At 31.4% G+C, this 19,480-nt stretch carries 14 protein-coding genes; 6 read left to right on the top strand and 8 right to left on the bottom strand.

Translation table 11 applies throughout. From position 1 onward, the window contains the following. Positions 1-199 precede the first annotated feature (199 nt). On the top strand, positions 200-1,132 hold the full coding sequence (locus OIU80_RS18885) for a ketopantoate reductase family protein (protein ID WP_264288529.1): 933 nt from the start codon (positions 200-202) through the stop codon (positions 1,130-1,132). Between the two features lie 85 nt (positions 1,133-1,217). On the opposite strand, the gene OIU80_RS18890 is transcribed toward OIU80_RS18885, so the two are convergent. Continuing rightward, on the bottom strand, positions 1,218-1,907 hold the full coding sequence (locus OIU80_RS18890) for a response regulator transcription factor (protein ID WP_264288530.1): 690 nt from the start codon (positions 1,905-1,907) through the stop codon (positions 1,218-1,220). 117 nt (positions 1,908-2,024) lie between these two features. Beyond that, on the bottom strand, positions 2,025-3,386 hold the full coding sequence (locus OIU80_RS18895) for a sensor histidine kinase (protein ID WP_264288531.1): 1,362 nt from the start codon (positions 3,384-3,386) through the stop codon (positions 2,025-2,027). Positions 3,387-3,523: 137 nt separating this feature from the next. Here OIU80_RS18895 and OIU80_RS18900 point away from each other — a divergent pair, with 137 nt between their 5' ends. Together OIU80_RS18900 and OIU80_RS18905 are read left to right on the top strand one after the other, a co-directional pair. Beyond that, on the top strand, positions 3,524-4,480 hold the full coding sequence (locus tag OIU80_RS18900) for a hypothetical protein (protein ID WP_264288532.1): 957 nt from the start codon (positions 3,524-3,526) through the stop codon (positions 4,478-4,480). Beyond that, positions 4,477-6,573: an outer membrane beta-barrel family protein gene (locus tag OIU80_RS18905; RefSeq protein ID WP_264288533.1), complete on the top strand. Its 2,097-nt coding sequence runs from the start codon at positions 4,477-4,479 to the stop codon at positions 6,571-6,573. Before OIU80_RS18900 ends, OIU80_RS18905 begins: the two co-directional genes overlap by 4 nt. Before the next feature lie 79 nt (positions 6,574-6,652). Here OIU80_RS18905 and OIU80_RS18910 read toward each other — a convergent pair whose 3' ends face one another. Then, positions 6,653-7,255: an RsmD family RNA methyltransferase gene (locus tag OIU80_RS18910; RefSeq protein WP_264288534.1), complete on the bottom strand. Its 603-nt coding sequence runs from the start codon at positions 7,253-7,255 to the stop codon at positions 6,653-6,655. Next, positions 7,252-8,073: a DUF3822 family protein gene (locus OIU80_RS18915; RefSeq protein ID WP_264288535.1), complete on the bottom strand. Its 822-nt coding sequence runs from the start codon at positions 8,071-8,073 to the stop codon at positions 7,252-7,254. Before OIU80_RS18915 ends, OIU80_RS18910 begins: the two co-directional genes overlap by 4 nt. Positions 8,074-8,226: 153 nt before the next feature. Between OIU80_RS18915 and OIU80_RS18920 the strand changes: the two genes are divergently transcribed. Together OIU80_RS18920 and ygiD are read left to right on the top strand one after the other, a co-directional pair. Further along, positions 8,227-9,651, top strand: a complete 1,425-nt coding sequence (locus tag OIU80_RS18920; RefSeq protein WP_264288536.1) for an ATP-dependent DNA helicase — start codon at positions 8,227-8,229, stop codon at positions 9,649-9,651. 73 nt (positions 9,652-9,724) lie between these two features. Continuing rightward, entirely contained in the window at positions 9,725-10,555 is an 831-nt protein-coding gene (gene ygiD / locus OIU80_RS18925) for a 4,5-DOPA-extradiol-dioxygenase (RefSeq protein WP_264288537.1), read from the top strand. 262 nt (positions 10,556-10,817) lie between these two features. Here the strand turns inward: ygiD and OIU80_RS18930 are convergent, their stop codons facing one another. Further along, the gene (locus OIU80_RS18930; RefSeq protein ID WP_264288538.1) at positions 10,818-12,137 is read right to left on the bottom strand and encodes an outer membrane protein assembly factor BamB family protein; all 1,320 of its coding nucleotides are present in this window, start codon (positions 12,135-12,137) and stop codon (positions 10,818-10,820) included. Positions 12,138-12,275: 138 nt separating this feature from the next. Here OIU80_RS18930 and kdsB point away from each other — a divergent pair, with 138 nt between their 5' ends. Next, positions 12,276-13,007 (top strand): 3-deoxy-manno-octulosonate cytidylyltransferase, encoded by a 732-nt coding sequence (kdsB, locus tag OIU80_RS18935; protein WP_264288539.1) that lies wholly within the window; start codon positions 12,276-12,278, stop codon positions 13,005-13,007. A gap of 196 nt (positions 13,008-13,203) precedes the next feature. Here kdsB and OIU80_RS18940 read toward each other — a convergent pair whose 3' ends face one another. From OIU80_RS18940 to OIU80_RS18950, 3 genes are all read right to left on the bottom strand, one after another. Further along, positions 13,204-15,609, bottom strand: coding sequence for an alpha-ketoacid dehydrogenase subunit alpha/beta (locus OIU80_RS18940; RefSeq protein ID WP_264288540.1), 2,406 nt, complete (start codon positions 15,607-15,609; stop codon positions 13,204-13,206). A 187-nt stretch (positions 15,610-15,796) separates the two neighbouring features. Next, on the bottom strand, positions 15,797-18,544 hold the full coding sequence (locus OIU80_RS18945) for a gluzincin family metallopeptidase (protein WP_264288551.1): 2,748 nt from the start codon (positions 18,542-18,544) through the stop codon (positions 15,797-15,799). Between the two features lie 197 nt (positions 18,545-18,741). Next, a complete protein-coding gene (locus OIU80_RS18950) occupies positions 18,742-19,470 on the bottom strand; it encodes an LOG family protein (protein WP_264288541.1) in 729 nt (242 codons plus the stop codon). Positions 19,471-19,480: the final 10 nt, after the last annotated feature.

Raw genomic sequence — 19,480 nt, forward strand, 5'->3', positions numbered from 1 at the left:
TTATATTTGTGAGAGTATCAAATTTATTTTCATGAAACTATCTTCACTAGTTATTTCTGAAAAACCAAAATAAGAATCAACTTCTTATTACTTATGGGAAATAAAAAAAGGACACGTAGATTGCGGCTATTTGCTTTTTTAAATTTGTGTAAATTTTTTAATCCCAATAGCTATCGGGAATGACAAAAAATATATTGAAATGAAAACAAGAATTGGAATTTTAGGATTGGGTGGAGTAGGCGGTTATTTTGGTGGCCTTTTGGCAAAAGCCTATGCCGAAAATGATACTATAGATATCGTTTTTATTGCTAGAGGAAAAGCGATGGAAGTTATTGCCGAATCGGGTTTGAAAATTAGTACAGATGAAGGAGAAACGACTGTTTTTCCAACTGTAGTATCTAATGATCCTGATGTAATCGGAAAACTAGATTATCTTATTTGCGCTACTAAAACCTATGATATCGAAGAAAGTCTTGATGCCATAAAAAAATGTATTACTAAGAATACGGTTTTCCTTCCTTTGTATAATGGTGTTGATGCTTCGGAACGTATTAGTACGCTTTTTCCAGATAATGAAGTTTTACAAGGTTGTGTTTATATTGTTTCGATGATTGCCGCACCTGGAGTGATTAAAAAAATAGGTGTTTACGAAAAGTTATTTTTTGGTTCAGATAGTGCTTCTGTTTATAGAATGAAAGCATTGCAAACTATTTTCCAAAATGCTAAAATCGAAAGCTATTTGGTAGATACTATCGAAGAAACAGTTTGGGAAAAGTTCGTTTTTATTTCGTCTTTGGCTTCGGCTACTTCTTATCTGAATCAGAACATTGGTGAAATCATGGAAAATGCTTCCAGCCGAAACTTATATGTTTCGTTATTGAATGAAATCACGATGATTGCAGCAGTTAAAGGACTAAATCTGCCTAATGATATTGTAATGCAAACGATACTGAAACTAGAAAAATCGCCTCGTGATGCAACTTCATCTATGCACCGTGATTTGTTGGCAGGAAGAAAAATCGAGCTTTCATCGCTTACTGAATTTGTAGTAAATGAAGGATTGAAATACGAAATAGAAACACCAACGTATCAGTTGATTTTGGATAAATTAGCCAAACACGAGAATAATTAATACTTTATTGAATATAATTTTCTATAAAAACACTTTAAATCTTTGTTTCTATGTGCTAAAAAAAAGTTTAGTATTGTGCGATGGTTCAATCTATTATTTTAAATTCCAATCCGATATTGCGAATACTATCAATGCTAATTCGGGAGTCGTCTTTAAAGTATTTTCGAATTTTACTGATATAAACATCCATGCTTCTGCCTGAAAAAAAGTCATCATTTTTCCAAATTGATGATAGGATTTGTTCTCTTTTTAGCATTTGATTTTTATGTGTGTAAAAGAAATGAATAAGAGCAGCTTCTTTTTCGGTAAGTTGTTGCGTTATATTGTCTTTCTTTAAGGATAAACGTTTGGTGTCAAATAAATAAGTGCCAATCTGTAAATCGTTTGTTTGGGCAAAAAGCAGGTTTTTTTGTTGGCTTCTTTTCAATATGTTATTCAGTCGTAAGATAAGTTCTTCGGCTTCAAAAGGTTTTACGATATAATCGTCTGCACCAAGTTTTAACCCGATGATTTTGTCTTCTTTAAGCTTTCTGGCTGTTAGAAAAATAAATGGTATTTCGGGATTAATTTTAATGATTTTTTCAGCAAGAGTAAATCCGTCAATAATAGGCATCATAACATCAAATACACAGATATCAAATGTTATAGTTTGAAATATAGCTAAAGCTTCCTGACCATTTTCTGCCCAAGTAACTTCATAATCATATAATTCCAGGTATTGTTTGAGCACATTTGCAAAATCAGAATCATCCTCTGCTAAAAGTATTTTTTTCATTTTTGATTATAAATTTATTTTGTAGCTAAGTACTAAGTAATCACAAAGAACACAAAGCTTAGTGAACTTTGCCTTAAATTTTTGCGTTCTTTGCGGTTAAATTTTAGACACTAAGCTTTAACTCAACGGAATATTAATTTTAAACCTAGCTCCTTTTCCTAAATCGCTTATTACAGCAATTGATCCTTGATGCGCTTTTATAATTTGGTTTACATAATAAAGTCCCAATCCTAATCCTTTTGTATTGTGTAGATTGCCTTGTTCTACTCGGTAAAATTTATCAAATAGTAACAAATGTTTGTTTTTAGAAATCCCAATTCCGTTATCCTGAATGTTTAAGCCGAATTGGTTTTTATCTAATGTTGTTTTAATAGTAATTGTATTCGAGCCATATTTTACTGCATTTTCGAGTACATTTAATAGGGCTGTTGTTAAATGAAATTTATCTAATATCAATACCGTATCGTTTGTAGTAAAAAAAGTTTCAACGGTAACATTTGGATACGCAATTCTAAAATCTTCTATAATTGCATTAAGGAAGGGCTCAGTAATGATCTTTTCTTTTTGCATTTCCATTTCATTCTCATCTAAGGAGTTTGCCAGAACTTGGTCTATTAAACTCTGTAAACGGTTGTTTTGGCGAGAAATCGTATTAAGAATGGAATTGAAATGAATTTCGTTGTCACGAATGTCTTTTCGCTCCAGTATTTTGGTCGAAATAGCCAAAGTAGTTAGCGGAGTTTTGAGTTCATGCGTTATATTATTGATAAAATCGGTTTTAATATCGCTTACTTTTTTCTGCTTGATTAATGCTTTTATGGCAATTACAAAAAGTGTTATTAAGGTTAAAATTGATATCAAAGAAAGAAACAAAATCATGCTCATTCTTTTTAATATAATCATTTCCCAATCGATAACCGAAACATACATAGAATCTTCGGTTAGCAGATTATAATCTTTCATTTGCGCCGTTACACTTGCCGTACTTGCATAATTCCGAACTAAAAAAGCATTGTCTAGCGAAGCCAGATTACCGTATAATTTGTTTTTTATAAATGGCTTTTCAGAGAAAATAGTATCCGCTTTTTGAGAATTATTATAAATGATAAACTTGTTAAGTACAATGGCAAAATCAATCGAAAAATTTGGAATTTCTCTTTCAAACTTCAGTTGCAATTTTTGGGTTAGTTCATTACGAAACTCGTTTTGAAGCAAAGCGGTTTTAATATCTGATTTTGTTTTCTTGTCATGAATGTAATTCTCTGCTAATTGCTTGTAGAGAAGTTCTTTTTTGTTGACAATAGTTGAATCGATATCACTATAATCATTTGTAATAGTAGCAATTTCATTCTTTATTTCTGAATGAAATTGTGCCACTTTATAATCGTAGGTTGTTTTTACTAAATAGCATTGTACAACAGATAAAACCACGAGGGCGATAGCCGAAAAAAAGATTAATAAATTGATTCTGTGTTTCATATTATCAAAAAATACATTTCAAAAATAAGTCTTTTATCTTTTAATTTTTGAATTAACTCTCGATTAACCTACGATTAACTTACGATAGTATTTTTTAGAAGCATTTTTGTAATCGAATATATAGAAAAATACTAATTATGAGAAAACGATTATCAATGCTGATTCTATTTGGAATTACATTTTGTTATGGGCAAAAAATGGAAAAAGTAACGGTTGATTATTTAGATACCAATGATATATACGTCAATGATGATGACTCTCAGTCATTGCATTATTACAAAATGGTTCCAAAAACGGACATTATAGGGGCTTTGGTAATCTTACCTTCAGGAGGAGAAACTACAGAAGATTTATTAAAGCAAATAACACTACATGAGTTGGCTGTTAAGAAAGGAATGGTAGTAATTATTCCTTCAATAAATTGGGGAACGGATAGTAGAGAAGCTGAGTTTTCTTTTTTAGACAAGATTTTTAAGGAAATTGTACTAAAGCACCATGTTTCTAAGGATAATTTTATTTTAGGAGGTTTATCGAATGGTGGTATTATTTCTTTGACTTATGCAGAAAATGCCATTAAAAATCCAAACAAATTATTTTTAATTCCTAAAGGAATATTCTCTTTAGATGCTCCACTGGATCAAGCTCGTTTTTATAAATATTGCGAAAGAGAAATTGAAAGAAATTTTTCTGAAGCTGGAGCAAATGAGGCAAAATGGATAAAGAGTAATTGGGATAGTTTGTATGGCGGTTCACCAGATCAATTCCCAGAAAAATATATTGATGCTTCTATTTTTTCTTATGGTGTAAAAGATGGAGGAAATGCAAAATACTTAAAAAATATGCCTATTCGTATGTATACAGATCTAGATGTTAACTGGTTAATTAATGAACGTCACCGCGATTTGTATGATTGGAACGGAATTGACATTGTTGCCATGATAAATCAATTGAAAGTTATGGGGAATAACGATGCAACTGTAATTATAAGTCAAGGAAAAGGCGTGAAATTAAACGGTAGTAAAAATCCGCATTCTTGGTCGATAATGGATACAGAAGATTGTTTGAATTGGATTCTTAATTTACTTAAAAGATGATTAAAATAATAATAATTGTAATTTGTCTTCTTGTTTCAGCATTTGGATATGCACAAAACGATACCCCAAAAGATAGTATTTCGAATAAATTAGAAGAAGTTGTTATTGATGCCAAGGTAAAAACAATCACCAATAAGAACGGAAATTTTAAAATTGATGTTGCCAATTCTATTTATAGCTCGATTCCTAATACGCTGGATTTATTATCTAAACTGCCAAAAATTATTATAAGTCCCGATAAAGAAAAGATTTCGATTATTGGTAAAGGAACTCCTCTTATTTATATTGATAATCAAAAGGTAGGAATAAATGATTTGAATGCCCTAGCTGTTGATGATATAAAGAATATTGAAATTATTCAGAATCCATCTGCCAAATACGAAGCCGAAGGAAGAGCAGTAGTTTTAATTACAAGAAAGTTTAGCAAGAAAGAAGGCTTTAAGGCCATTTTATCAGAAACAGCTTCCTTTAAGAAAGACTATAATAATTATCTCGGATTTAATTCTAGTTTTAAGAAAAATAAGCTAGAATGGAAGCTTAATTTCAATTACAATAAGTTAAATCCTTGGGAAAATCACAGTATCGATTACAAGATTACTAATGCTAATATTATTTCGAATTATGACGTCGAAGCGTACACAAAACGCAAACAATATGTTTTTGGAGGCGGTTTGTTTTATAAAATAAATGAGGATGACTATTTTTCTTTTAATATAAACAGCAAGTTGCAAAAAGATACTTTTGATATTAATACAAGTACTTATAATAAAAAAGATAATGACGAAAATAACGTTTTAACCTTTAGTGCTAATGATAGTAATAAGGATTTTGTAAATGCATTTTTAAATTATTCTAAGAAAATAAAGGCTATCGATACGCAGGTTTTTACTGGTTTGCAATATTCGAATTTAGATCAGGGATTATGGAGTGAAGTCGAAAATAATTTTAATGATACGGAGTTTGGCTTAACACAAATTCGAGATCAAAAATTTAAAGTAGGAGTTTTTTTAGGAAGAATCGACATTGAGAAAAAGTTTAAAAATGAAATAAAGTTTGAAGTCGGAGGATTGTATTCTTCTGCTAATTCAAAATCGGATTTTGATATATTTTACAATGAAACAAATGAAAATGTATTAAGTCATTATGATTTTAAAGAACAAAGGTCAGCGGGATATAGCCAGTTATCAGGTAAGATTAAGAAAGTTGATTTTTCAGTTGGAGTGAGGGTAGAGAATACTAATGTAAACGGAAGATTCAAAACAGATTTAACACCTTTGATTGATAAAAATTACACCAATTTTTTTCCAAAAGTAGAATTTATATTCCCGATAGATAGTACAAAAAGTATTAGCTTAAATTACTCCAAAAGCATTTCGAGACCCAATTATTCGTCCTTAAGTCAAGGAACAACTTATATCAATCCTTATTTTTTATATGCACGAAATATCAATTTAGATCCAACAATCGTAAATGAAGTTTCTTCGGTTTTTCAGTATCATGATAAATCGGTTAAGTTGAGTTATTATCAAAATTCGAATCCTGTTTATAATAGTTTTACATATGATGAGGAGCAAAATATAATGACTTTTAAAGATGTAAATTTCGATAGAGAATTAGGGTTTGCTGCCGACTTTACATTGCCTTTTAGTTATAGATTTTGGACAACTACAAATTCATTAGTTTTCATTTTAGAAAAAATAGAAGATGATTCTGCTTTATTTCTAGCTTCAAAACCGTATTTGTATTATTATTCAAATAACGAATTCAAACTTCCAAAGGGATATACTTTTTCTATAACTGGCTGGGGATTAACGAAACAAAAGAAAGGTGTTTTTGAGCGAAACGAAAGATTTGTTGTAGATATGGCACTCTCTAAGACTTTTTTCAAAAATTGGAATTGTACCTTGAGTTGTAATAACGTTTTTAATCGTAATATGGAGAATGAAGAATTTGTTATTAATAATGTAAGCTCAAAAGCAAGATATCTAGTAGATTCACATGAGATTTCTATTGCCGTGAAATATTCTTTTGGTAAAATGAAAGATTCACAGTTTAAAGAAAAAAATGTAGATGATTCGAATCGAATTCGATAATATTTGTTTAGATATGAGTTTCTAAAAATAAGCCCCCTTGATTATACAAGGGGGCTTTATATTGTGAATTAGATTTTAATTATCCTTCGTCGTCTTCAGTGTTTTTTGTAGATGATTCGTTGTTTATCTCTTCTTCTTCAGATGAATCAAATTCGAAGAAACTAAAAAATGAACCACCATAACTTTTCTTGAATGAGAAATTACTCAAATGATCCAGTTTAGTGTATTTAGAATGTTCGATAATCATCATTCCATCTTCTTGTAAAAGGTCTCTTTCGAAAACCAGCATGACAATTTTTTCAAATGTAGCTTGATCCATCGCATAGGGAGGATCTGCAAAAATAATATCGTAAGAAGTTTTACTGCTTTCTAAAAATTTAAAAACATCACTTTTTGTAGCAGCAATATTAAAGTCATACTCTGCAGCAATTTGTTTGATGAATTTTACACAACCAAAATCACCATCTACAGATGTAATTGGAGTGCATCCGCGAGAAGCAAATTCATAGCTTATGTTTCCCGTTCCTGCGAATAAATCTAATATCTTTAAACCTTCAAAACTAAAATGGTTGTTCAAAACATTAAATAATGCTTCTTTAGACATGTCAGTTGTAGGTCTTACTGGAAGGTTTTTTGGTGGAAAAATACGTCTTCCTTTGTGTTTTCCTGAAATGATTCTCATGATTGAAAAAGTATAAAATGTTGTTGATTTTGAGCTGTTGAAAAAGAATTTTTTCTTTTTAAATTAGATACGTCAAACAAGGATACATTTCGGATATATTTATAAGCGATTGCAAAAAAATCATCTTCTTCAGAAATCGTTCCTAATAATTCAAGTTTAAAAATCTCTGGGTTCATATTAAGTTGTTCGGCTGTAAACAGTAAATAATAAATAAAATCCTCAGGAGTTTGATATTCAAAAGAATTAAATAGTAATAGTTTTTTGTTTTGTAGCACAATGATTTCAAAATGCCCAAAATTAAAATTGACAACCATTGTTTTTTCATCATTGTTTTTGGATGTATCCAAAAGCTTTTCGACAAGAATACTATTGGCATGTTTGTATTCGAATGAACCAAACTGGTCAATAAAAAAGTTATTGATATTTACATAAGGAATGTAAACAGCATTCATTTGATAATTAGAAATTACATCGAAAGCAAAAAAATCGGTTTCAAAAACTTTGGTGTTATATTGTAAATAACTCCCAAGGAAGTTTTCATCAAAAAGGGCAGTAGGAACAAATGTTGATAAATTATTGTTGTGAACAACTGTTATTTCATCATAAGTGTCTTTAAGTTCTGGATGTTTACTAAAAGCATCGGCAAACAAATCTTCAATTTTGGTAGTTTTATGAAACGTATCAAAAGTGACTTCGTTTAAAGATAAAATAGTATTGTTTAATGTATCAAAACAACAAAACGAAAGTCCGGCCAGTGAAACCTGAATGGAAAGTTTTTTGTATTTTTTTGATGTTATATTTGTATTTTGTGATTGCATAAATGGTTTTAGAATTCAATTCTTGTTAAGAATCAAAATAGAATTATACGTGATGACAAACTTACAATTTTTTTTTATTCATTTGGGATTTTATGTGGTTCCCTCGCGTTTGATACCTATATTTGATGATAATTTTACATTAAAATAATCGTTATGAGTTCTTCCCTGTTTTATAGTCTTTTACAAAAAAAATTCCCCTTTTCTCCTACATATAAACAGGATATTTTTTTTCAGAAGATTGCTATATTTTTAACCGATACAGCTAATGATACGATTTTTGTGCTTAAAGGGTATGCAGGAACAGGAAAAACTACGGTAATTTCGACCATTGTAAATAATTTAACCGAGATTGATAAGAAATATGTTTTGCTTGCACCAACAGGTCGTGCTGCAAAAGTAATTGCTAATTATTCAGAGAAACCCGCTTTTACAATCCATAAAAAAATATATTTCCCTAAGAAGTCTTCGGGAGGAGGCGTTTCGTTTACTATTCAGCAAAATAAGCATAAAAACACCATTTTTATTGTCGATGAGGCTTCGATGATTTCTGATAGTAATTCGGATTCTAAATTATATGAAAATGGCTCTTTACTGGATGACTTAATTTCTTACGTATATTCTGGAACTAATTGCAAAATGATTCTTTTGGGAGATACAGCTCAGTTGCCTCCAGTAAATCTTGATATTAGCCCAGCACTTGATATTCATACGTTAAGCGTAAATTATAATAAAGAAATTGAACATATCGAACTTGATGAAGTAATGCGTCAGGAAGAAAATTCAGGAATTTTATTTAATGCTACAGAATTACGTGAATTGTTAAAAGAGAGTTTTATTACCGAATTTAGGTTTGATGTAAAGAAATTTAAAGATATCGTGCGATTAACAGATGGTTATGATATTCAGGATGCCATCAACTCAGCTTACAGTAATTATAGTATTGAAGATACAGCATTTATAGTACGTTCTAATAAAAGAGCCAATCAGTATAACGAACAAATTAGAACCAAGATTTTATTTAAAGAAAGTGATCTTTCTACTGGCGATTTCTTGATGGTGGTTAAGAATAATTATTTTTGGTTAAAAGATTCAGATGAAGCAGGTTTTATTGCTAATGGTGATATTATCGAGATTTTAGAAATCTTTAGCATTCAGGAATTATACGGATTTAAATTTGCGAAAGTAAAAATACGAATGGTCGATTATCCAAATCAAAAACCTTTTGAAACCGTTTTGTTATTGGATACTATAAAAAGCGAATCACCATCATTAACCTTCGAAGAATCGAATAGATTGTATGAAGAGGTAATGAAAGATTATGAAAATGAAACAACCAAGTATAAGAAATTCCAGAAAGTAAAAGCCAACGAATATTTTAATGGTTTGCAAGTAAAATTCTCTTATGCAATAACTTGTCATAAGTCACAAGGAGGGCAATGGGATACAGTATTTATTGAGCAACCTTATTTGCCAAACGGAATCGATAGGGATTATATTCGCTGGTTGTACACTGCTATGACAAGAGCAAAAAATAAATTATATTTGATAGGCTTTAAAGACGAGCATTTCGTAGAGTAATTCCCTATATAGAACAATAATTTGTGCTAATTCGTGTTAGCCTTTCAATGAAAACATTAATCTCACTTAGATTATGAATACACTAAACGATTTACATACAATTTCACAAACTTTCTCGAATACCGATAAAATGCCAGTTTTGTTTTTAGGGCATGGTAGTCCGATGAATGCTATTGAAGAAAATGAGTTTGTAGCTGGATTTAGGAACTTGGCTAAAACATTGCCTCAGCCCAATGCTATTTTGTGTATTTCGGCACATTGGTACACCAAAGGAACAAAAGTTACGGCTATGGAAATACCTAAAACGATTCATGATTTTGGAGGTTTTCCACAAGCTTTGTTTGATGTGCAATATCCTGCCAAAGGAAGCCCAGAATTGGCCGTTGAAACCAAAAGAATACTTAGTCCTGTAGAAATAGAGTTAGACGAAACCTGGGGCTTGGATCATGGCGCATGGAGTGTAATCAAACATTTATATCCTGAGGCGAATGTTCCGGTGATTCAGTTGAGTATTGATTATACCAAATCAGGACAATATCATTTTGAATTAGCTCAAAAATTACAATCCTTGCGCCATAAAGGAGTTTTGATTATTGGTAGCGGTAATATCGTTCATAATTTAAGATTGGTCGATTTTCATAACTATGATAGAGATAATTATGGTTACGATTGGGCTATAGAAGCGCGACAAACCATAAATGATTATTTGCAGGATGGAAATTTTCAGCCACTTATTAATTACGAAAAAATGGATAAAGCGATTCAATTAGCAATTCCAACTCCAGATCATTATTTGCCATTGCTTTATACATTAGGTTTAAAAGATAAATCAGAAGAATTAAGCTTGTTTAATGATAAGCTATTGGCAGGGTCATTGAGTATGACTTCGGTTAAGATTATGTGATTTTAAGTTTCAGGTTTCAAGTTCTGTTAAGATTGATGTTGATGAAAAAATCTGCTGAATCTGCTGAATCTGCGTGATAATAAAGTTTATAATTAAAATTTAGTCTCAGTTTCAGTTTTCAAGTTAAACAACTTAGCGTTCTAGCGTATCTCGATAGCTATCGGGATTGCGATCTTTGCGGTTAATTTTAGTTTCAGGTTAAATTACATAACGATTTCCTTACGGTTAACTTTAGTTTTTATTCTAAGTAGATATCCTAACTTTAATAAGAGGTTGTCAAGCCAATTGCATAAAAATAACCATCGGCACTCCCGAAATAAACAGTATTGTTACTAATAAATGGTGATGAAACGATTGCGCCAAGTTTATAGAATTCATCCATAACCTTTTTGCTCTCCTTGTATTGTGATAAATCGGAGCCTTTGGCTGCGTAAATAAAATCTAGGGTATCGTCGTTTAGTATTTCGCCAGCATGTTTTTTTCTTGCGTCTGTACTTATAAGCTTTGATATTCTGCCCGACGAAAGCATATCTAGAGAAAAGAAGTTACCAGTAAAGTCTCCAAAATAAATAGTGTTTCCAGCAATTGCGGGTGATGAATATACGTATCCGCTAGTTCTAAAACGATAGAGTTCTTTTCCTGTTTTAGAATCTAATGCAAGTAATGCATAAGTATCAGAGGTTCCTACATATAGAATGTTGTCTAACACTACAACCGAGCTAAGAATCCATGAGTTTTCGGCATCATATTTCCAAATTTCCTTTCCTGTTTCTGAGTCTAATGCAAAAAGGTAAGGGTCTCTAGCACCAAAATATACCATTCCATCGGCAACTGTTACAGACGATTGAATCCCTTTGAATCCCGTTTTAGTTCCTGTAGAAAATCTCCATTTTTCTTTTCCTGTTGTGCAATTGATAGCATACAAATTAGCGTCCCATCCGCCAATATATAATATGTTTTTATGTATAACTGGTGTGCTATGAATTGGACCGTTAGTTTTAAATTTCCAATTAAGACTTCCTTTTTTTACATCAAGTGAATATACGTTTCCATCGCTACTTCCAAAAAGAACCGAAGCTTGTTTGTCGTCTTTGTAAATAACAGGTGATGATAAAAAATAATCCCATAAATTATCCATTGCTCCCTCAATGCCAGTTTCTCTATACCAGTACTCGCCTCCGGTTTTAAATTTCCATACCTCTTTTCCTGTAGTTGTATTTACAGCATAATAATAACCATCAAAACTGCCAAAATATATAGTGTTTTCATAAATACTAGGAGAACTATGGATTGCTCCATTTGTTTTAAATTTCCATATTAAGTTTCCAGATTTTTCGGCTATGGCATAAAGAAAGCCATCTTCACTACCGATAAATACAATTCCATTTTTTGCTATTGGAGAAGAAAATATTTTGCCCTCAGTTTTAAATTTCCATTTTATATCTCCTAATGGTAAATATCCTTTACCTGGAAATACTCGATCAGAGAATGAGTTTATGATAGATGTTTCATTTTTTTGTGCAAATGAATTATGCATAACTAAAAAGAAATAGAGTGGGAGAAGTACCAATGATCTTTTCATATTTTTTTATTATAAAAATAAAAATTTTATAATACATTAAAATTTAATTATTTAAGAAATATGTTATAAATAATTTTTTAAAACCTGATTGTGAATAGGTATATTTGTTTTTAAGATTGAACATTAATACTATCAAAAATGAAAATAATAGCAGTTATTCCCGCGCGTTACGCTTCTACACGGTTTCCGGCGAAACTTATGCAAGATTTGGGAGGTAAAACAGTAATTTTAAGAACATATCAAGCTGCAATACAAACCAACTTGTTTGATGATGTATTTGTTGTAACCGATTCTGATATTATATTCGACGAAATAGTTTCTAATGGCGGAAAAGCGATTATGAGTATCAAAGAGCATGAATCGGGAAGTGACAGAATTGCTGAGGCTATTCAAGATTTAGAAGTTGATATTGTGGTAAATGTTCAAGGAGATGAGCCTTTTATAGATGCGGAGCCACTAGCAAAAGTTATTGAAGTTTTTAGAAGTGATTACGACAAAAAAGTTGATTTAGCTTCTTTAATGCGTGAAATAAAAGAGGAATCTGAAATAAATAATCCTAATAATGTAAAAGTTGTGGTAGATCAAAGTGGATTTGCTTTGTATTTTTCTCGTTCAGTAATTCCGTATCCAAGAGATAAAGATGTTGGAGTACGTTATTTTCAGCATATTGGGATTTATGCTTTCAGGAAACAGGCATTATTAGATTTTTATAGCCTTCCGATGAAGTCTCTTGAAGCTTCGGAGAAGTTAGAGCAATTACGTTATTTAGAGTTTGGGAAGCGCATTAAAATGGTTGAAACAGCTCATGTAGGTATAGGAATAGATACGCCAGAGGATTTAGATAAAGCTAGAGTATTGTTATTGTCTTAAAACATTAAAAAGTAACCATAAGATTAGGAGTATTTACTCATTTTTTTATTGATGAGAATGTTTCTTAGTGTTTAAAGATTAACAATTTTATACTCAAACTAAGGTCTTTGAACCTTGCAATTTAGAACCTTAAATAAAAAGCTCCAAATCGTTACAATTTGGAGCTTTTTTTATATTTGATAATCAAACTAAATTCTTAATATAAATTAGGGAATTTAGAAGGATTTACCTCATTCATCATGCTATAAACTTTTTCATAAATATCTTCGGCAGAAGGTTTAGAGAAGTAATCCCCATCGGTTCCGTAAGCAGGACGGTGAGCTTTAGCAGTTAATGTTTGTGGTTTGCTATCTAAATGCACGTATGCGTCTTGTTGCTCAATGATTTGTTGTAGGATGTATGCAGAAGCTCCTCCAGGTAAATCTTCGTCGATTACAAGAAGACGATTTGTTTTAGCAATACTTTTTACAATATCTTGGTTAATATCAAACGGAAGCAAAGATTGTAAATCGATAATCTCACAGTCGATACCTATTTCTTGTAACTCTGTAGCAGCTTGCTCTACTAAACGCAATGTTGATCCGTAAGAAACTAGCGTAATATCTTTACCCTCTTTTAAAGTTTCAACAACTCCAATTGGGGTTTTAAATTCTCCGTAGTTACTAGGAGCTTTTTCTTTTAATCGATATCCGTTTAAACATTCAATTACAAGAGCAGGTTCATCACATTCTAATAAAGAGTTATAAAATCCTGCAGCTTGAGTCATGTTTCTAGGAACTAGTACATGTATTCCGCGTATAGCGTTAATTATCATTCCCATAGGAGAGCCCGAATGCCAGATGCCTTCTAAACGGTGTCCACGTGTTCTAACGATTAGTGGCGCTTTTTGTTTACCTACGGTTCTATATTGTAAAGTAGCCAAATCATCACTCATGATTTGGATTGCATATAGTAAATAATCTAAATATTGAATTTCAGCAATAGGGCGTAATCCTCTTAAAGCCATTCCAATTCCTTGACCAATTATGGTAGCTTCACGAATACCTACATCGGCAACACGAAGTTCTCCATATTTTTCTTGCATTCCTTCTAATCCTTGGTTAACATCGCCAATGTTTCCTACGTCTTCTCCAAAAATTAAGGTTTCAGGATATTTAGTAAAGATTGCATCAAAGTTATCTCTAACAATCATTCTACCATCAACATCTAAGCTATTAGCGTCATATTTAGGTAAAACTTTCTCAACAGAAAAAACGTTCAAATCAGAGTCTGAGAATAAATTACTGCTAAATCTTTCTTGAGTAGTAGCTATATAAGATGTAATCCAGTTTGCTAATTCAGCTTTGCAATCTTCGTTTATAATTAAACGCAATATTTTACGAGCAGTGATTAACATTTCCTTTTTTAGAGGAGATTTAATAGTGCTTAATTCGCTCGAAAGTTTTAATATTTGATCTTTGTTAGCGCTTCTAGGAGCAATGTTTTCTAATAAAGAGAGTAATTCTTTTTGATCTTGAATAATAGGATCAATAAAAGAATTCCATGCTTCTTTTTTGGCATCAAGAACTTCTTTTTTAAGTTCAAGTTCCATTTCAGATAATTCCTCAGGAGAAGCAATGTTAATGGCAATCATCCATAATCTCATTTGACGAATACAGTCAAAATCTTTTTCCCAAGCTAAACGTGTTGCGTTTTTATAACGCTCGTGAGAACCAGAAGTAGAATGTCCTTGTGGTTGTGTTAATTCGTTTACATGAATTAATACAGGAATATGTTTTTCGCGGGCAATAGCTGCCGCTTCTTCGTAAGTTGCTATTAATTCGGCATAATCCCAGCCTTTTACTCTAAATATTTCATACCCGTTTGAGTTTTCATCACGTTGGTATCCTTTTAAAATTTCAGAGATGTTTTCTTTAGTAGTCTGATGTTTTGCGTGAACCGAAATTCCGTATTCATCATCCCAAACACTCATTACCATTGGTACTTGCAGTACTCCAGCAGCATTTATGGTTTCAAAAAATAATCCTTCAGATGTGCTAGCGTTTCCAATAGTTCCCCATGCAATTTCGTTACCATTAACAGAGAAATTATCTTTGGTTTTTATGCCATCAACATTTCTATAAATTTTAGATGCCTGTGCAAGACCTAATAATCTAGGCATTTGTCCAGCAGTAGGAGAGATATCAGCACTTGAGTTTTTTTGTTTGGTTAGGTTTTTCCATGAACCATCTTCATTTAAACTATGAGTAACAAAATGCCCACCCATTTGTCTTCCTGCAGACATTGGATCAAATTCTAAATCGGTATGTCCGTATAAACCAGCAAAAAATTGTTTAGGAGTTAATTCTCCAATAGCCATCATGAAAGTTTGATCGCGGTAGTATCCTGATCTGAAGTCACCATTCTTGAAAGCTTTAGCCATTGCTAATTGAGGGACTTCTTTTCCATCGCCAAAAATTCCAAATTTGGCTTTTCCTGTCAATACTTCTTTACGCCCTATTAAACTACATTCCCGGCTAATTATAGCGATTCTGTAGTCGTTCAAAACTTCGGTTTTGAAATCTTCGAAAGTAAGTGTAGTATTGTTTTTTTCTTTTATCATAATCTGGAAAGGGTCATGTTAGATCACAAAATTACTTAAAAACTAGCAATTATCATAATTCGTTAAAAAAAATATAATTTAATTATCTGTATTTAAATGGGTGTTACAGGATGCTTTTTTTATTGTATTTTTATTGTTTTGTTTAATTTTGTAATAATAATTTATGTTTTGTTTAATTTTTATTTGATTAAAACCACTTTCTTGTAAAAAGATTGGTTAATGTTTTAGGAGATAAGGTGACCACAAAACGTATTTTTTCACCATATTTATCTTGAGAAATTTCCCATCCATTATTAGAATACACAGGAAAATACAATTCAAAGTAATCTGGAACAAAATTTAATCGGATACCGCTATCATATATAAATTTTTCAGAAAGACCTTTGCTTTTAATAATACCTACGTCACCATAAGCTTCTATCCAATTCCAAAGAGAATAACTCGCATTTAAGGTAGTTATCCACTGATTAGCAAATTGTGGGGTTAGTTTTGATTTAAAACCTCCTTCGGCCATTATAAATTGCTGACTAAAAACACCAGTACTTTCAGATCTGCCATAATAATTATAATCAAATAAATAATCAGTTGGACGATCAATACCGAAACTAAAATAATCAGAATTGGTATTGTTGTATAAGAAAGTTCCAGCGTACATTCTTAGATTAATTTGCCGATTGTTTTCAAAAAGCTTTCTAAATTCTATCTCACTGGCAACTTTTCCAAATTCACTTGCAAATTGTACTTCCGACATGAAATTAAAATGGTTTGTAATTTCGGTTTTGGTATTAAAATAACGGGCATTGAACACCGAATAATTTGGACTCGAATTGTCTGTAATATAATTGCTTTTTTCTCGATTTACGATTACCTGACGTATCGTTATAAGTTGTTTTCTGTTGTCACGAAAGTTTTCTTCTCTAATTCGTAACTGTACTGATGGGTTTAACTTTAAATAAGTTGCATCTGGAGCGTAGTGAAAATAGGCTTCCGAAAAAGAATACCTTACATTGTATAAGGTGCTATTTCTAAAATTTTGAACATAAGAGAAACCCGATGAACCAGATATAGTCTTAGCTTTTATAGAGTAAGCAGGATTAATATCAAATGTAAATGGTTTGTCTAATATAGTTTTGTTATGAAAACGTATTCCAGGAGCAATCCCATCATAATAATTATAGTTAAGCGTAGGGATATAGATTATCTGATTGTAATACGGATCTTCTAAATCTTTAGCAAAATTAAATTTTATAGGACGATTGGTTGGCGAAAAACCTTTTAAGGACTTCCAGTTATTTCTCAAATTATATTCGGGAACCTCATTGTCATAATTCAAAACAATTTTGTCGGCATTTTTTCTTTCTACAGTAAATGTAGTGTCAGTGCTTTTAGTATCAATCCATTGTTTAAACATTACGTCCTTTTTCTTTACTCCGTAAACAGGAATCGGAAGATAAGTATCCGTTTTGTTTCTTATTGAGAATGTAATACTATCTTTTGTTTTAGAAACATTATGGAATTTATAATCTATTATTTTTCTTGAGTTTATTATAATATCAAAAAACCAATCGATATTCTTTTTTGCATTATAATTCAATAAGCTTTCAAAATTTGTACGGCTTACTTGCTCTATTTTATTAAGTTCATAAAAATCCTGAATACTTGTTTGTACACTATTGTTACCCAAATAATCATCTAGGTAGCTAAGGCTTAGACCTGCTCGGTATTTGCTGGCAATTTGTTCGTTAAATTTTATTAGGGTGTTTTTAGGGTCTCCTAATGGTTGATCTAGGTTTTTACGAGCCATAAGCATATAAAAATAGCTGTATTGTTCGTTAAAACTTAGATTGGTTATTTTGTAGCTTTTTAAGATTTTCATTTTCGAAAGACTTCCCATCATTTTCTGTTCAGGGTAGTTTTCTTCAATGTATTTCATCATGACATATATTTGAATGCCATCATAAATCCAATTGTCTTTTCTGGGGTCTAAACGTAAACTGTTTTTTAAGTAAGTGTTTAAATAAGTTTTTAAGAACTTAATTTCAAACATAAACGCATCAGGAAACGGATTTATAAAAGAAGGTAATTGATTTAAACCATAAAACGGATTTCTTTCATAATCTATTTGCGAAACAGTAATTTTATCATGCGGGTATTTACCAATATATGCATTCGTGTAATCTACAATTTTGCTTATGGCAAGAGCTTTCTGAATTTCGTTTAAATTGTTGTTCTTTAAATTTGTAGCAACCTCTAATGAACCAATTTTATAGTTGGTGTAACTATTTTTAGGCTCAATAAACATACTAAAATCAGTTCTCTTATTACCTGAATAGTTGGTATTACTATATTTTTCAAATTGTTCTTGCGAAACCTTATTTAAGTCGGTTGTTATAGTGTAATTATTCGGGACTTTTATTTCAACTTCATAATCAGTAGTGGCATTAGCAATATCATCTAGATTATAATTGTTGTATTTTATAAAACGATGATTCTCAAATCGGGCAGGGCTCAAATACCAGTTTTTTAGGTTTAAGCTTCCGTTTTGAGAAAAACCATATTTAGTAAACTTATCACTAGGTATTTTAACGATATAAGTAAGGTGTAACGAAATGGTTTCGTTAGGAGCTAGTTTCCGATTTAGTTTAACAACAATAAAGTCTGGATTTTTGTTTGATCTTTCCCAAGCAAGTGCCCCGTCCTGAGTATCGGTTAAGCTAATGATTGTTGTGTTTCCTCGCTCTTCGGGTTTTGCAAGATGAAATCCTCTGTAAAACTCATCCGAAAAACGTCTGGCAAGAGGGGTGTTTTTATCCGAATATGAATTGTTCCAATCGTTAAGAACAACAGAAATTAAAGTATCATTCGATACGTTGTTAAAAGTAATTTCTTGTTTGATATTCAATGTCTTTAGCTCGAGATTTACCGCCACCGCCATTTTAGAATGATGCTGTGCATATTGTTTTATCGAACTAAATAAAACAAGAATACAAATAGTAAATTTAGAAAGTAACTTCAATGATTATCTTTAACGATTTAATAACGAAATAAATATACTATTAATTATGGAGTAATTAAGCTTAATGCATAGAAAAAAGTATAAAAAAAGCTGTTATTACACAGCTTTTTAAAATTTTAGAAATTAGGACTTAAATCATATTTTTTATAGAATTTATCCAGTGCTTCAACTACTTCATCTTCAGAATCAACGATTTTGAATAAGTTTAAATCATCAGGACTTACTGTTTGTTCTTTCTCAACCAAAACAGTTTTTACCCAATCAATTAACCCTGACCAAAATTCTTTTCCAACCAAAATGATAGGGAACTTACCGATTTTTTTCGTTTGTATTAAAGTAATTGCTTCAAACATTTCGTCAAGAGTTCCAAAACCACCTGGCATAACCACAAAACCTTGCGAATATTTCACAAACATTACTTTACGAACAAAAAAGTAGTCGAAATTTAAGTTTTTATCATGGTCAATGTAAGGGTTGAAATGTTGTTCAAAAGGCAATTCAATGTTCAGACCAACCGAAGTTCCTCCGCCTAAATGAGCACCTTTATTACCAGCTTCCATGATTCCAGGACCACCACCAGTAATTACACCATAACCAGCTTTACTTATTTTATAAGCAATTTTCTCTGCCAATAAATAATATTTACTATCTGGTTTTGTTCTTGCCGATCCAAAAATAGATACGCACGGACCAATACGTCCCATGTTTTCATATCCATTTACAAATTCAGCCATGATTTTAAAAATCGCCCAACTATCATTGGTTCTGATTTCGTTCCATGTTTTTTGTTTTAATCTATCTTGGATTACTTTATCTTCATCATTGTCAAAATCTTCTAATCTCATTTTCTTTGTA

It is taken from the genome of Flavobacterium frigoritolerans, from assembly GCF_025847275.1.
GTDB classification, from domain to species: domain Bacteria; phylum Bacteroidota; class Bacteroidia; order Flavobacteriales; family Flavobacteriaceae; genus Flavobacterium; species Flavobacterium frigoritolerans.

Coding starts and splice junctions, on each gene's coding strand:
- OIU80_RS18885 (WP_264288529.1), top strand. CDS start 200: ATGAAAACAAGAATTGGAATTTTAGGATTGGGTGGAGTAGGCGGTTAT.
- OIU80_RS18890 (WP_264288530.1), bottom strand. CDS start 1,907: ATGAAAAAAATACTTTTAGCAGAGGATGATTCTGATTTTGCAAATGTG.
- OIU80_RS18895 (WP_264288531.1), bottom strand. CDS start 3,386: ATGAAACACAGAATCAATTTATTAATCTTTTTTTCGGCTATCGCCCTC.
- OIU80_RS18900 (WP_264288532.1), top strand. CDS start 3,524: ATGAGAAAACGATTATCAATGCTGATTCTATTTGGAATTACATTTTGT.
- OIU80_RS18905 (WP_264288533.1), top strand. CDS start 4,477: ATGATTAAAATAATAATAATTGTAATTTGTCTTCTTGTTTCAGCATTT.
- OIU80_RS18910 (WP_264288534.1), bottom strand. CDS start 7,255: ATGAGAATCATTTCAGGAAAACACAAAGGAAGACGTATTTTTCCACCA.
- OIU80_RS18915 (WP_264288535.1), bottom strand. CDS start 8,073: ATGCAATCACAAAATACAAATATAACATCAAAAAAATACAAAAAACTT.
- OIU80_RS18920 (WP_264288536.1), top strand. CDS start 8,227: ATGAGTTCTTCCCTGTTTTATAGTCTTTTACAAAAAAAATTCCCCTTT.
- ygiD (WP_264288537.1), top strand. CDS start 9,725: ATGAATACACTAAACGATTTACATACAATTTCACAAACTTTCTCGAAT.
- OIU80_RS18930 (WP_264288538.1), bottom strand. CDS start 12,137: ATGAAAAGATCATTGGTACTTCTCCCACTCTATTTCTTTTTAGTTATG.
- kdsB (WP_264288539.1), top strand. CDS start 12,276: ATGAAAATAATAGCAGTTATTCCCGCGCGTTACGCTTCTACACGGTTT.
- OIU80_RS18940 (WP_264288540.1), bottom strand. CDS start 15,609: ATGATAAAAGAAAAAAACAATACTACACTTACTTTCGAAGATTTCAAA.
- OIU80_RS18945 (WP_264288551.1), bottom strand. CDS start 18,544: ATGGCGGTGGCGGTAAATCTCGAGCTAAAGACATTGAATATCAAACAA.
- OIU80_RS18950 (WP_264288541.1), bottom strand. CDS start 19,470: ATGAGATTAGAAGATTTTGACAATGATGAAGATAAAGTAATCCAAGAT.